The organism is Stutzerimonas kirkiae (assembly GCF_004327335.1).
Taxonomy (GTDB): domain Bacteria; phylum Pseudomonadota; class Gammaproteobacteria; order Pseudomonadales; family Pseudomonadaceae; genus Stutzerimonas; species Stutzerimonas kirkiae.
This window is the reverse complement of sequence record NZ_QJUO01000030.1, coordinates 1-13419: the sequence shown is the minus strand read 5'-3', so window position 1 is coordinate 13419 and position 13419 is coordinate 1. Positions and strand designations below refer to the sequence as shown.

At 65.6% G+C, this 13419-nt stretch carries 14 protein-coding genes; 6 read left to right on the top strand and 8 right to left on the bottom strand.

The genetic code is table 11. The features are described 5' to 3' along the window. Nucleotides 1–75 precede the first annotated feature (75 nt). Nucleotides 76–1782, bottom strand: a complete 1707-nt coding sequence (gene dauA, locus DNJ95_RS15075; RefSeq protein ID WP_131185555.1) for a C4-dicarboxylic acid transporter DauA — start codon at nt 1780–1782, stop codon at nt 76–78. A gap of 184 nt (nt 1783–1966) precedes the next feature. Here dauA and DNJ95_RS15070 point away from each other — a divergent pair, with 184 nt between their 5' ends. The 4 genes from DNJ95_RS15070 to DNJ95_RS15055 all read left to right on the top strand — a co-directional run bounded on the left by DNJ95_RS15070 (nt 1967) and on the right by DNJ95_RS15055 (nt 5543). Further along, nucleotides 1967–2254 (top strand): PA4642 family protein, encoded by a 288-nt coding sequence (locus DNJ95_RS15070; protein WP_131185554.1) that lies wholly within the window; start codon nt 1967–1969, stop codon nt 2252–2254. 249 nt (nt 2255–2503) lie between these two features. Then, nucleotides 2504–4027 carry a malate dehydrogenase (quinone) gene (mqo, locus tag DNJ95_RS15065; protein WP_131185553.1) on the top strand — a complete coding sequence of 508 codons (1524 nt, stop codon included), beginning with the start codon at nt 2504–2506 and terminating at the stop codon, nt 4025–4027. A gap of 304 nt (nt 4028–4331) precedes the next feature. Then, on the top strand, nt 4332–4916 hold the full coding sequence (locus DNJ95_RS15060) for a YajG family lipoprotein (protein ID WP_131185552.1): 585 nt from the start codon (nt 4332–4334) through the stop codon (nt 4914–4916). A gap of 375 nt (nt 4917–5291) precedes the next feature. After that, nucleotides 5292–5543, top strand: coding sequence for a hypothetical protein (locus DNJ95_RS15055; protein WP_242672142.1), 252 nt, complete (start codon nt 5292–5294; stop codon nt 5541–5543). Nucleotides 5544–5610: 67 nt separating this feature from the next. Here DNJ95_RS15055 and DNJ95_RS15050 read toward each other — a convergent pair whose 3' ends face one another. Beyond that, nucleotides 5611–6777 (bottom strand): 1-acyl-sn-glycerol-3-phosphate acyltransferase, encoded by a 1167-nt coding sequence (locus tag DNJ95_RS15050; protein ID WP_131185550.1) that lies wholly within the window; start codon nt 6775–6777, stop codon nt 5611–5613. A 325-nt stretch (nt 6778–7102) separates the two neighbouring features. Here DNJ95_RS15050 and DNJ95_RS15045 point away from each other — a divergent pair, with 325 nt between their 5' ends. After that, nucleotides 7103–8041, top strand: a complete 939-nt coding sequence (locus tag DNJ95_RS15045) for a class I SAM-dependent methyltransferase (protein WP_131185549.1) — start codon at nt 7103–7105, stop codon at nt 8039–8041. Here DNJ95_RS15045 and DNJ95_RS15040 read toward each other — a convergent pair whose 3' ends face one another. The 6 genes from DNJ95_RS15040 to DNJ95_RS15020 form a co-directional block, all read right to left on the bottom strand. Further along, the gene (locus tag DNJ95_RS15040; RefSeq protein WP_131185548.1) at nt 8042–8452 is read right to left on the bottom strand and encodes a type IV pilin protein; all 411 of its coding nucleotides are present in this window, start codon (nt 8450–8452) and stop codon (nt 8042–8044) included. It lies immediately after the preceding gene. Then, nucleotides 8449–10449, bottom strand: a complete 2001-nt coding sequence (locus DNJ95_RS15035; RefSeq protein ID WP_165491589.1) for a pilus assembly protein — start codon at nt 10447–10449, stop codon at nt 8449–8451. The genes DNJ95_RS15040 and DNJ95_RS15035 overlap by 4 nt, the downstream gene beginning before the upstream one ends. Nucleotides 10450–10684: 235 nt before the next feature. Next, entirely contained in the window at nt 10685–11218 is a 534-nt protein-coding gene (locus DNJ95_RS19240; protein ID WP_165491588.1) for a pilus assembly protein PilX, read from the bottom strand. After that, nucleotides 11215–11961 carry a PilW family protein gene (locus DNJ95_RS15030; RefSeq protein ID WP_131185546.1) on the bottom strand — a complete coding sequence of 249 codons (747 nt, stop codon included), beginning with the start codon at nt 11959–11961 and terminating at the stop codon, nt 11215–11217. Before DNJ95_RS15030 ends, DNJ95_RS19240 begins: the two co-directional genes overlap by 4 nt. Before the next feature lie 8 nt (nt 11962–11969). Then, nucleotides 11970–12461 carry a PilV family protein gene (locus tag DNJ95_RS15025; RefSeq protein WP_131185545.1) on the bottom strand — a complete coding sequence of 164 codons (492 nt, stop codon included), beginning with the start codon at nt 12459–12461 and terminating at the stop codon, nt 11970–11972. Between the two features lie 124 nt (nt 12462–12585). Further along, entirely contained in the window at nt 12586–13158 is a 573-nt protein-coding gene (locus DNJ95_RS15020) for a GspH/FimT family pseudopilin (RefSeq protein ID WP_242671918.1), read from the bottom strand. A 17-nt stretch (nt 13159–13175) separates the two neighbouring features. On the opposite strand from DNJ95_RS15020, the gene DNJ95_RS19550 reads away from it, so the two are divergent. Next, the coding region (locus DNJ95_RS19550) for an FAD-dependent oxidoreductase (RefSeq protein WP_244944427.1) at nt 13176–13419 on the top strand (244 nt) is incomplete at its 3' end.

The window sequence follows — 13419 nt, the reverse complement described above, 5'->3', positions numbered from 1 at the left end:
CTGCCATTTTCGTCCAGCGCTCCGCGCATCGCGCGTGTGGCGGATGCGCAGGCGTGACGCCGGGCCGCGCCGGGGTCACGCCTCGGCCAGCAGGCCGACAGCCTTGCTGCGCGCCTGGTTGAGGTCCCGGGCATGATGAGGGCGATGGCCCTGCCCGAGAGCGTGGCGCAGTTTCAGGCGTATCTGGGCATTGCAGCCCGACAGGATCAGGGCCACCCCCTGGCGCTGGTAGTCATGCAGCACGCTTTCGAAGGCCGCCAGGGCGGTCATGTCCAGCATCGGCACCGCGCTCATGTCGACGATCACCACCTTCACATCCGGATTGAAGCGGCGCAGCACGCCCAGTGCCTTTTCCGCCGCGCCGAAAAACAGCGGGCCACGTATCGCATAAGCCGCGACATGCGCGGGCAATTCCTGCATCTGCCGTGCCTGGATGCGCGACAGGCCTGACGTGCCGGTCAGGTCGCTCATGCGCTTGATGAACAGGCCGGCCGCCAGCAGCAGGCCGACGCCCACCGCCAGCACCATGTCGAACAGCACGGTCAGCGACAGGCAGGTCAGCAGCACCAGTACATCGTTGCGTGGCGCGATACGCAGCGTGCGCAACACATGCGGCGCTTCGCTCATGTTCCACGCCACCATCAGCAGCAGCGCCGCCAGGGCCGCCATTGGCAGGTAGCTGAACAGCGGCGCCAGCCAGAGCATGGCCAGCAGCACCACCCCGGCGTGGATGATCGCCGCCAGCGGCGAGAAGGCGCCCGCCCGTACGTTGGCGGCGCTGCGGGCGATGGCCGCGGTGGCGGTGATACCGCCGAACAGCGGCGCCACCAGGTTGCCGAGCCCCTGGCCGAGCAGTTCGGCATTGGGGTCGTGGCTGGCGCCGGTCATGCCATCGGCGACCACCGCGCACAGCAGCGACTCGATGGCGCCGAGCATGGCGATGGCGAAGGCCGGCCCCATCAACTGGTGCAGCAGTTCATAGGACAGTTGCAGCGGTTGCCCATCGGCGCCGGGCAATTGCCAGGGCCAGGCGAAGTCCGGCAGGAACGGCGGGATGCCGGGATGGGAGACGCCATCGACCTCATAGCTGAAACGCTCGCCCAGGGTGGCCACTGCCAGCCCGTTGCTCTCCAGCAGCCAGCCCAGCAGCGCGCCCACCGCCAGCGCCACCAGATGGCCGGGCACCCTGGGCACCCAGCGTGGCCAGACGATCAGTACCGCGAGGCAAGCGATGGCGACCAGGGCATCGCCCAGGTGGGCGGTGGGCAGCGCGCTCGCCAGCATGGAGATGCCTTCCACGTAGTTCTGCGGCTGGCCGTCCAGTTGCAGCCCCAGCGCGTCCTTGACCTGCAGGGTGGCGATGACGATGCCGATGCCGGCGGTGAAGCCGAGCGTGACCGGGTAGGGGATGAAGCCGATCAGCTTGCCGGCCCGCAGCAGGCCGAGCACGATCAGGATCAGGCCGGCCATCATGGTGCACAGCAGCAGGCCGCCGATACCGTATTGCTGGGTGATCGGCAGCAGGATGACGACGAAGGCCGCGGTCGGACCGGAGACGTTGAAGCGCGATCCGCCGGTGAGCGCAATCAGCGGCGCGGCGACCAGGATGGTATAGAGGCCGTGTTGCGGCGGCACACCGACGGCGATGGCCAGCGCCATGGCCAGGGGGATGGCGATGATTCCCACCGTCAGGCCAGCGCTGATGTCGCCGCGCAGTGACCGGGCGTTGTAACCCATGTTCAAGGTTTGACGCCATGCGGCGAACAGCGGCGGCAACTTCATGCAGGCCCTCCCGGGTCGAAATGACGATGGAAATGCCTTGTTACTTTCCGCCTTTTGATTTCTCCCGTCCATGTCCGCGCCTCGTATGTACGACCTTGGTCGCAACCTGGCCTGGCGCGTTGAGCATGCTGCCTGCGAGGAGTAAACTGCCGCCCCCGTAAGTGTCCGTAGGTCCGGTGGCAACATGCGCAAAGACAAGAAGCAGGTAATCGGTGACGAAATCTCGGACGAGTGGGTCAAGCTTTTCCTCGGCCCCGAGCCGGCCGACGATACCCCGCCGTCCCTGCACAAGCTGGTCAAGGCATACCGTGGCCTGCGCCTGGACGATTTCGAGCGTTTCATTGCCTTCTTCGTCGAGGCCGGCCATGACCTCGGTGCCCGGGATGCCCAGGGCAATGACTTCGTCGCACTGGTGGCCGACCAGCCCCAGGCCCAGCCCTATATCGAACTGATCGAGAAGGCGCGCGCCTGACCGCTTGGTTTCGGACATTGCGGCGTTTGCGCCGCACAAAACGGATTCAGCCGTTACCGATTGTCTGCCGAGAGCCGCCAGGCGCGCTCCGGACAGCAGGTAGCGGAAGGAAGGGGGCCAAAAGCCGGCCTTCCACAGTTGGCCGGAGTTTCCAACCGGCCCTCGGGCGCAAGGTCCCGAGCAGCGACCATGGCGGCCTTCGCCGGAGTCGTCTGGCTGGTGGGTTTCACGTGTCCGCGTACTGCGGTCATGACAGTTAATGCTGTGATTCTGGAGAACGCGTTGATGACGCAACACGAAAGCGAAGCAGTGGATGTGGTGTTGGTTGGGGCCGGCATCATGAGCGCAACTCTGGCTGTGCTGCTCAAGGAACTGAACCCCGACGTCAGGCTGGAAATCGTCGAATTGCGGGAGGCTGGAGCATCCGAGAGTTCCAACCCCTGGAACAACGCCGGCACCGGTCACGCCGGGCTTTGCGAGCTGAACTACACGCCGGAAGGCAAGGACGGCTCGATCGACATCAAGAAGGCGGTGAACATCAACACCCAGTTCGAGGTGTCCAAGCAGTTCTGGGCCTACATGACCGGCCAGCCCGGTTTCGGCTCTCCGCGCTCCTTCATCAATTCCGTGCCGCACCTCAGCTTCGTTCGTGGCCCCAAGGACATCGGCTACCTGAAGAAGCGTTTCGACGTGCTGACCCAGCACCACGCCTTTGCCGACATGGTCTACTCGGAAGACCGCCAGGTGCTGGCTGAATGGATGCCGCTGATGATGCCCGGGCGCGATACCGACGAGCCGATCGCCGCCACCCGTGCGCTGAATGGCACAGATGTCAACTTCGGTGCCCTGACCAATCAATTGCTGGATTACCTGGGGACGCGCGAAGGCGTCAGGATTTCCTATAACCACAAGGTCGCGGGCCTCGAGCGCAAGGGCAGCGGCTGGGCGATCGAAGCACGCAATACCCGCGACGGCAGCGTGCGCAAGCTGGAGGCCGGCTTCGTCTTCCTCGGCGCTGGTGGTGCCGCGCTGCCCCTGCTGCAACTTTCCGGTATCGAGGAGGGCAAGGGCTACGGTGGCTTCCCGGTCAGTGGCCAGTGGCTGCGTTGCGACAACCCCGAGGTCGTCAGCCAGCACCAGGCCAAGGTCTACAGCATGGCGGCGGTGGGGGCTCCGCCGATGTCGGTGCCGCACCTCGACACCCGTGTCGTCGATGGCAAGAAGTCCCTGCTGTTCGGGCCCTATGCCGGTTTCACCACCAAGTTCCTCAAGCAGGGCTCGATCCTCGACCTGCCCTTGTCCATACGTCCCGCCAATATAGGGCCGATGCTGGCCGTCGCCCGTGACAACATGGACCTGACGCGCTACCTGATCAAGGAAGTACGCCAGTCCATGGCCGAGCGCCTGGCGTCGTTGCGCGCCTTCTATCCCGAGGCGAAGGACGAGGACTGGCGCCTGGAGATCGCCGGGCAGCGCGTGCAGATCATCAAGAAGGACGCCAAGAAAGGCGGCGTACTGCAGTTCGGCACCGAACTGGTCGCCGCCGGTGATGGCAGTATCGCCGCCCTGCTGGGCGCTTCGCCGGGTGCATCGGTCACAGTGTCGATCATGCTCGAGCTGATCGAGCGCTGCTTCCCCGAGCAGGCACGCAGCGAGGCCTGGACGGCCAAGCTGGCCGAGATCTTCCCGGCGCGCGAGGCGGCACTGCGCGACGATGCGCAGGTCTACCGCGAAGTCAGTGCGCAATCCAGCCAGCGGCTGGAAATCGTCTGAGCCGAGGGCAACGCCGGTCCCGCGGTGTGAACCCATAGCGGCATTCGATCGTTGTCAGGCGCTACTGTCGCGTCAACGAGCAAGTGTCGCGGTGGGTAGCAGCGCTGCTGCGTAGCGCACCTTAGCGCCCGCCTTCGCTATCCCTGGTGCGCATCGCGCACCCTATGGCAAATCACCCGGGCACCGCCGGCATTCTGGACCGTCCAGCGTTCTTTTCGGCCCAAGCATATCCGGTGATGGCTGGGCGGCCATGGCGGCTCTGGATATACTGCGGCCCTTGGATTCATTACCGGGAGAAAGCAGCATGTTCCAGCGTCTGTTGTCGGGTTTCATCGCCGCATCCGTTCTGGTGCTGGCCGGTTGCGCGCACAGTCCGCAGCAACTGGACCCTCAGCCGAAACTCAATGAAAGCATTGCGGCAGTCGGCCAGGGCCAGCCTGTGGTGGTGCGCGTGGTCGATGGCCGGCCGTCGCCGAACCTCGGTACCCGTGGCGGCCTCTATCCCGAGACCAGCGCCATCGTGGTGCCCGCCGCGAAGGTCCTGCCCAGGTTGCAGGAGCAGGTCGAGGCCGCGGTGCGCCTGCTGGGCTTCACGCCTACGCCGAATGCCTACAACGCACCGCAGTTGACCCTGACCCTGGCCGAGTTGAAATACCAGTCGCCCAAGGAAGGCCTGTACGTGACCGAGGCCGATATCAGTGCGACCTACCGGGTCGAGGTGCAGAACGCCGGGCGCAGCTACAGTGGCCGTTATGGCGCATCGCTGAACCAGCGCTTCGGCATGGCGCCCAACGAGCAGACCAACACCCGGCTGATCAGCGAAGTCATGAGCGATGCGTTGACCCGGGTCTTCCGCGATCAGCGTATCGGCCAGACCCTGGCCCAGTGAGGCGGGATGGCGTCATGCCGTTATCCACGGGTAAGGTGCTTCGATAAAGGCGCTGTAGGCTGGAAAGCTGGACGAAAGACGCCGGTTGCCATGCGCTGTCGTTCAGTTTGCAGCCCTCCAGCGCTCTTTTTGGTCCTCTGGTGGTGCATCGCGCGATCGCCCTTGGCCTGTCTCCGATCGTTCCGGTTATCCGGTGAATGCCGTTTATCCGTGGGCCATCGTCGACGGTGCTCGTTCGTGACAAGCCAGGCCCATGTCCGATGGTTTCCCTGTGCTGCCCGGGCCGGGTAGCGCCTGGCGATACCCTGGAGAAGGGGATCCTGTGTCCAACCGCCCATGTCGTGTCCGGGCCAATCGCAGAGTGAATGTATTTCCGTGTCCCTGGTACTCAACTGCCTTGCGCTCATTATCAGCCTCACCGGTTCCTGGGTGCTGGTGAGCACACGTCGCCGTCAGCGGGTCGTGGCGGCCATGCGCCGGCCGCTGAACGATGCCTCGCAGCGTGCCCGGCGTGAGCGCCAGGAGGAGGTGCAGCGCGAGGCGCGTGTCGATTTCGTATTCTACGCGGCCGGCTTCGCCGGCCTGGGCCTGGGGCTGGCGGTTTCCTGGTTGAGCCGGGTGTTCTGAACAGGCATGCATCGCATGGTTTCAGGCTTCCGGCTGCTTCTGGCCGGACACCGCTGTATCGAACACCCTAGAGCGGTAGTCCCGCCTTGACCCGGTACTGGTTGCGTACCGGGGTGGCGTATTGCCGGATCAGGTAGGGGCGTTGTTCGACGGGGCAGGCCTGCAGGCGCCTGTTCCATTCCTGCCGGGCGCGTTCCAGCTCATCGCTGGAGAACAGCGTCGCAGCTTGTGGCACCGCCAACTGCGGGTCGCGTTCATCCCAACTGGCGTAGGCCAGGTAGTGGACCGGGAACAGCCGGTAGCCGGAGAGGATCTGCTGGTCCAGGGCATAGGCCAGTTGCTTGGCATCTTCCTGGGGCGCGACCACCGGCTGGCCGAAATGCACATGGACCCTGCCTTTGTAGCCGGTAATACCCAGCGCGATGCTGGCATCGTCCTCTCCCGGCGTTTTCTGGTAGCTGCCCGTACTGGCTCGGGTATACAGTTCGCGGGCCTTGGCCTGGTCGCAGGGGTCGTATTCGTAGCTGATGGATACCGGCGTCAGGTGCAGGGCCGCCAGGGTTTCGGCGAAGGCCTCGTCCTTGCGGCTCATGTGCAGCATCTTGAGAATCGCCGAGTCGGTGCGATCGTCACCATCCTTGGCGCGGCCTTCCGCCTGGGCAATCCAGATCGACTCGCCATCGCTGCGGATCGAGTGGTTGATATAGGCGGAGAGCAGTTGGTACGCCGCCAGTTTCTCGCGGCGCCCGGTCAACGAGCGTTGCACGATGAAGCTCTTGTTCAGGCGCATCAGGTCGCTGACGAAGGGGCGTTGCAGCAGGTTGTCGCCAATGGCGATCCTGGGGGTGCGCATGCCGGTCTGGAATACCGCGTAATTGACGAATGCCGGGTCCATCACGATGTCCCGGTGGTTGGCCAGGAACAGGTAGGACTGACCGGCCTGCAGGCCATCCAGGCCCGAATAGGTGACGCCGTCGGTGGCGCGCGCGATGGTGCGCTCCACATAGGACTCTATACGCTGCTGCAGCATATCCACCGAGTGGATGCCGGCGAATTCCTTGTGCAATTTCCGCGAAATCAGGGGTTTGAGCAGCCAGCCCAGCGGCCCGGCCAGCTTCGGAAAGCGGAAGCGGGCGAGGATATCGAGAAATTCACGGTCGGCGAAAAGACGCGCCATGACGGTGGGGACTTCTCTGTCGGTATAGGGGCGGATGGCTTCGAATTCGTCCATCATGTTCTCTGTGAGGGTTGCGGCGGATAGGGTCCGGTTGGACCGTTCGGGAGCAATTATACCGGTAAGTCGTCATTGTTGATGGCCAGGGGCTGTTGCCGTTTCGTCGCGGCCAGGGGCACGAACAGCGTGCTGGGGTGCCGGAGGCTGAACGGAACAGCGGCGCCGCCCGTATCGTTCGTCCAGCGTTCCAGCCGCCAGCGCCTCTATCGAGGCACCTTGACGCGCAACGACATGGCGTGATCGCCCTGGTATGGGCAGGGGCGCGTGCGGGCATCGGCAAGCGGAGCACAGTACAATGCGGCTCCTTTCATAGCTGGCCTTCTCCATGACGCCCGACGCTCTCCATTTCCTGCAACAGTATCTGACCCGTGCCCTGGCCGCGGCGCCGGATGAGGTGCGGCGTCTGTTCCATGGGCGCGGCCGGCGCTGGCCGGGTCTGGAGCAGATAACCGTGGACTGGCTGCAGGGCAGCCTGCTGGTCGCTCTGTTCCGTGAACCGCTGCCCGAGCAACTGGCGGCGCTGGAACGGATGCTGCTGGAGCTGACCCGCTCCGATGCCTGGGCAGCTTGTGGCGCCCATACGCTGCTACTGCAGCAGCGCTACCTGCCGGACAGCGCGACTCGCTGGCTGCTGGGCACCGAGGTGGAGCACTGGCCGGTCAGCGAGGATGGCCTGCGTTTTCGCCTCGATCCCGGGCGTAACCAGAATATCGGGCTGTTTCTGGATATGCGCCATGGCCGGCGCTGGGTCAGGGAGCATGCCAGCGGGCGGCGTGTGCTGAACCTGTTCGCCTATACCTGCGCGTTTTCGGTGGCGGCGATTGCCGGTGGCGCCGAGCATGTGGTGAATCTGGACATGGCCAGGGCGGCGCTGGCGCGCGGGCGAGAGAATCATCGCCTGAACGGGCATGACCTGGAAAAGGTGAGTTTCCTCGGGCATGAGCTGTTTCGCTCATGGGGCAAGGTACGCAGGCTGGGCCCCTATGACCTGGTGATCATCGACCCGCCATCCTTCCAGAAAGGCAGCTTTGCCCTGAGCCGGGATTACCGCAAGATCCTGCGCCGCCTGCCCGAGCTATTGAGCGAGCAGGGGCAGGTACTGGCCTGTGTCAACGATCCCGCGACCGGGACGGCTTTCCTGCTCGAATGCATGGCCGAAGAGGCACCGGAGCTGCAGTTCTGCCAGCGCCTGGAAAATCCTCCCGAGTTCGAGGATATCGATGCCGAGGCTGGCCTGAAGGCGATGGTGTTCGCCCGGCGCTGATCAACGCCAGCAGCGCTCCGGCCCGGCCCGGCCGCTGTTGCCGCGATTGCCCAGGGCGTCCAGGCTGAGATTCGCGCAATCGTCGTCGCGAAAGCGCGCCAGCGCGGCCAGGCTGTAGCCGCCGTCGCCTGCCGCCACGGCGGCCCCATAGTGCCCGTGAGCCGAGACCGACAGGCCCAACTGGTCGAAGTCGCTGGCGCTGATCGCATAACGGTTGTACTGGGCGAAGTAGGCTTCCTGCCGGGTCGCCAGCTCCAGCAGCAGGGCCTGGCCTTCGCTACGCAGGCCGCGCAGGCGGTATTCCCGGTAGTCGGGATAGGCGATGGCGGCCAGGGTGCCGATGATGGCCGCGACGATCGTCAGTTCCATCAGGCTGAAGCCGCCTTGTAGCGCCCGGGCGTACGCTTTCATCGGTATTGTTCTGGGAGGACCAGCCAGCTCCGACGCCCCGAGTCGTCGCTGGCGGCATTCATCTGCTGGCCACCGAGGGCGTCCGTATCGTTGCCGAAGACCCGCCCTTCGGCCGCCAGGGCGAAGCCTCCCCGGGTCCCCAGGCTGATGGGCGGGGGCTGCTGGTCCGGGTTGCTGTCGCTGTCATCCGTTCCCGGGCCTGCCAAGGCGCTGGCGCCACTGCGCGCATCGATGCTGTGGAGCCAGCTTTCACGGGGGCCGGAGCAGATGGCCGGGCCATGCCCCTGGCTGCTGAATAACAGGGTATGGCCATGGCGGGTCATGTCGGCGATGACCCTTTCGCCCGTTCGGGCAGCGTCCATTGGCAGGTCGAGCTTCCAGCCCCAATGGGCAGTGCCGTTTTCTCCGTACCAGTCGACCGTGCGCTGGCTACCCGGGTGCTGGGTCAGCAGGTTGTCGCGGCGGGCTCCGGTATCGCTTGCCAGTGTCCGCTGGCCTTTGCTCTTGCGATCCCATATGGCATAGACGCTGGCGGTCTGACTGTGGTCCGTGCCGCCGTCCACAGCGGAATGCCTGCCAGTGGCCAACAGGACCAGGTAGCCCAACCGGCCAGGATGGCGAATGAGGGATGGCTGGAGGGTGATGGGTTGGCGCTTTCCCTGGTCGTCCCGGGCGCTGAACAACGGTGTCGCCTGGTAGGCGATGGCGAAGTCCGCGAGGTTGACCGGGCCGAGGGCCGATGGAGCGAGTGGGTCCTGTTGCGTTTCGCCGGACGGCAGGCCGGTTGGCAGCAGGTCGAAGCGCCACAGGTTGCCCTGCAGGTCCCCGGCATAGGCATAGTCGGCCAGGCCGTCGCTGTCGTTATCGGCGGCGCGGACGCTGGAGAGGCCATTGGGTGCCTCTACGGTCGGGGGCGGCAGCAGTTTGCCGAGTAGCCGGCCGCTCTGGATGTCGATGATAAGCAGGGCCGCACGCCGCTGGGCACTGGCCGGGCCGTTGCCCTGCAGTACGGCCCACTGGCCGCTGTGCAGGCGGACGATCTCGGGGCGTGGCAGGCTGTAGCCCAGGTCCGGATCGCCCTGGGGCGTGTTGTCGCCGAATTCCCAGAGCAGGCTGATGGCGTCCGGGTGTGTCACGTCCAGGGCGAAGAGGGCGCGGCCTCCGCGCCCCAGGGTGCCGACCAGCACGCTACGCCAGCCGAGGCTGTCGTTGAAGTAGACATCCCGCACCACGGGTGTGCCGTCGACGAAGAAGGGGGGGCCATCCTGGCCGAAGTTCTGGCTGGTCAGCCGGTGCAGGCCGGGTATGGCCGCAGTGGGGATGAAGGCGAATGTGGATACGCCCGTTTCGGCGTCGATAGCGTGCAGCATGCCGTCGTTGGCGCCGATGTAGAGGCGTTTCTGGCGCCCGTCGTTGCCGGCAAGGGCCATGCGGAATGCCTGGTAGTCGCGATAGCCTGCGCGGCCTTCGGGGTTCTCGATGGCGTCGGCCAGGTGCGCGAGGTAGCCGGGTGTCGAGACGATGGCCGGGCTGGCGTGAACGATGGCGCCGATCAGCCCCTGGCGCTTGCGGAAGTCATCCTGCCCGTCTCCTTCATTCAGGCGTTCGCCGAGGAGATAGGCGACTCGCTCTCGGCCCCGGCCATCCCCGCGTCCTGCAGGGTCGTCCGGGTTCCTGTGCAACATCTCCTGCTGGTCGCCGTTGAGGTTGTCCCAGGTGAATGCCTTGAGGCCATTGGCGGCTGCCGGGTCGGCCAGCATGACGTTGGCCAGGCTGCCCTGGTTGCGTTCCCTGGCCGACCATCGGCGGATGCTGGTGCCATCGGCGGCGCGGTCGCTCCGACTCAGGTCGCCGCTCCAGTCGGTACAGGAGAAGCTGCCGCTGTAGACGCTGTCGATCAGTCCATCGGAGCCTTGCCGGGTCGATACGGCCGGGCGGGCATTATCGACCTCGAACGGCAACTGCTCATCCAGGGGGGCGGCCTGGCCGCTGGCCATGCTGGCGAGGAACAGGGCCAGTGTTGCAACGATGGTTGGGTATCGGAGGGGTGTTCGTCTTCGCCGCAGCGCTGTCGCGCACTGCTGGGAGCGAGCTTGCCCGCGGGGTTTCTGCGGTCCCCGCTGTTCGCGGCCAGGGTCGCCCCGGTGGAGCCTGGCCATAGCGATATCCGACCGCTGGATCGACACCGGGGTGATGCTGGGCATGGGCTCAGGCATGGCGTGGATAGGCGATTCATGGTGCCGCATGTTCGATCCTGCCCCTGGCGTCCAGTGCCAGTGTGGAGCGCAAGCCGGCATGGCGTTCGCCATTTTCCGCCCGGCTGTTGATCTCATAGTGGAAGATTCCCTCGCCCTGCAGCAGGCTGCCGTACTCGGGCGTTGCCGTCTCGGCCTCGCGCTCGCCACCGGGGATGGCCAGGGCATACCAGTAAACGTCGTAATCGAGCGTCGCGGCATCTTCGGCCAGGTAGGCCTGGCGTTCGCTGAAGTCCGCGGGGTAGCCGGGCTGGCGTGCGAGCAGGCAGATATCGCCGCAGTTTTGCCGTGGCTCCAGGGGACCTGCCTGGCGTATGCGCCGTTCGGCATCGCTGATCCCGGCTGCCGCGGCCGCCAGCAGGCGTTGCCGTTCGGCGAGATGGCCGGTGAGGCGGGTTTCCAGGGCGACACTGCGCATACCGGCGCTGGCCAGGGCGCTCAGGACCAGTAGCAGGGCGAGTGCCGGCAGCAGCGTGAAACCGTCCGGGCGTGGTGCTTGGCGGTTCGTCATGGTCGGTGGTTCCTCAGGGCAATGCCGTTGCCGAAGCTGGCATACAGGCGCCTGTCGGCGGGGCCGGGGCAATCTTCCGGGCGGGGGGCCGTGTCGCGCCTGACTTCGCGCGTGCTGGCCAGGCAGGCGAGGTAGCGGATGGCGCTTATCGCCTGGCTGGGCCCGGGCGTATCGGTGTAGTGCTGAGAGCCCGCTGCGGCGGTGTCGGCAACCGCGTATTCGAAGCGTATATGTTCGAGATCATGCACGATGGCGTCGCCATTGCAGCGCAGTTCGCGCGTCTGCCGGTCCGCTGAGAACAGGGCAATGACCGGCGCGCCAGGGTGGGTGGTGTAGGGCGTTGCGGGGATGGCGTCGATCGGCTTGCCGTCGCAACTGTAGCTGTCGGGGAGTGCGGGCTGGTAACGCAGGCAGAAGCTGCTGTCGTCGATGTATTTGAATACCTGCCCCTGTTCCAGGTCGCAGAGTTTGCCGGCGGCGCCGAACTGCTGGGGGCCGAAGGCGATTTCGTAGGGCTGGTCGGGCTGGCGCCGGTAGCCTGCCCTGGAAACCTCCTGCTCCAGCAGGAGAAAGGCATGACGGGCATTTTCCAGGTTTTCCAGTTGGCTCTGCAGGAACAGGTAGTGACGTCGGTTATCGATGTAGAACAGGCTCAGGCCGAGCAGCAGGGCGCTGCCGATGGCCATGCCGAGCAACAGCTCCGCCAGCGAGAGGCCGCCTTGTAGCCGGGTTGGGCCGGGCATGCAGGCGTTCATGGCGCGGTCCGCAGGCGGTAGTGGCAGATCGGGCGTGCCCCTGACGTTCCTCGGGCGGTACAGCCGGCGCCGCTGGCATGCCAGGCCAGTTGCAGTTCCAGCAGGCTACCGCCGTTGCAGAGGCCGGGCGTGGTCGAATGGCATAGATGGAATTGGTCTTCCAGGGCCCTGGCTCCGGGCAGTTCGCTTTCCACCGCCTGCGCCCAGCAGGCGAGCCGCTGCGCCATCGGTTGCAGCGCGCCGCTGCCGCAGGCGGCAGCCGGCAGCTTTGCGAAACCATGAGCCGCCATCCACGCAGGGTCGCCAGCGAATTGTTCGAGCAGGTCGTTGGCGAGGAATATGGCTTTCTGCTGCTGTGTCGCCGCCAGGACATGGCGGATTGCCTGGCCCTGCATGGCAATCATGCCGAGCAGGGCGGTGCTGGTCAGTAGCAGGGTGACCAGCAGTTCGAGCAGGCCGAAGCCCTGGCTGGCGTGGGGAGCGGACATGGCGAAGTCCCGTGTCTGGCCTGTGCATGGGAGGGATTATCGCCGTTCGGTGTTTTTGCTTCCGTGATGGAGTCGAGGTTTCCGAAAGGTGTGCCGGCTCGAGGCGTGCCGCAGGTTTCAGGTTTCAGGTTTCAGGCGTATGGCTGCTCTTACTCCGGCATAGCGCGTCCCTGGCGGCGTTCTCCTTGTGTGTCGTGGTCTTCAGGCGGCCCTGGCGGTTGAGGACCAGTTGCCAGGCCAGCCGTTCGCCGCGGCACTGGTAGAAACGACCGTTTCCGCTGGGGCTGGTGCCGTTGGGCAGGAAGCGTATGCGCTGGGTGAAACCGCTCCAGTGCAGGTGCTCGCCGTGCGCCAGGCGGTGGTGCTGGAGCGCCTGGTCGCGCCCGGGGCGGTGCAGCCTCCAGCCGGACGACCAGTCGTCATTGCAGCTTGTGGCCTGCGCCGAGCCGCAGATCTCGACGCTTTCGCCCAGCAGCAGCGCCTGCGCGCGCGCATGCTGCAGGCTGTTGCGCAACTGGCCGAGCAGGGCCTGCTGGCGCTGCTGCGTGACCATCTGTGCCAGGGGCTGGGCGCCCAGGCCGATGAGGATGCCGAGCAGGGCGGTGACCAGCAGCAGTTCGCCGAGACTGAAGGCGAGTTGCCGTTCACGAGTGAAGGCGGATTGCCGCTCATGCTGCATGCGCTTTGGACGTATCATGTTCGCCTGCCAATGCAATGTCGTGTCGTACCGTGGAATGTTCCGATACGGGTAGCTGTGTTGTAGCCCGGTTCGTCGTTCGCACAAGGTGCGGATGGCAGAAATGTGACGTGGGTAACGGGGGATGTGTGAACAGAGAAACGGTTGTAGTGGGGGCCGGGGTCATCGGCCTGTTGTCGGCCTATCACCTGGCGCGGGCCGGGGAGCCGGTGGTGGTGGTGGAGGCCGGGGCGGTCGGGCATGAGTCGTCATGGGCGGGCG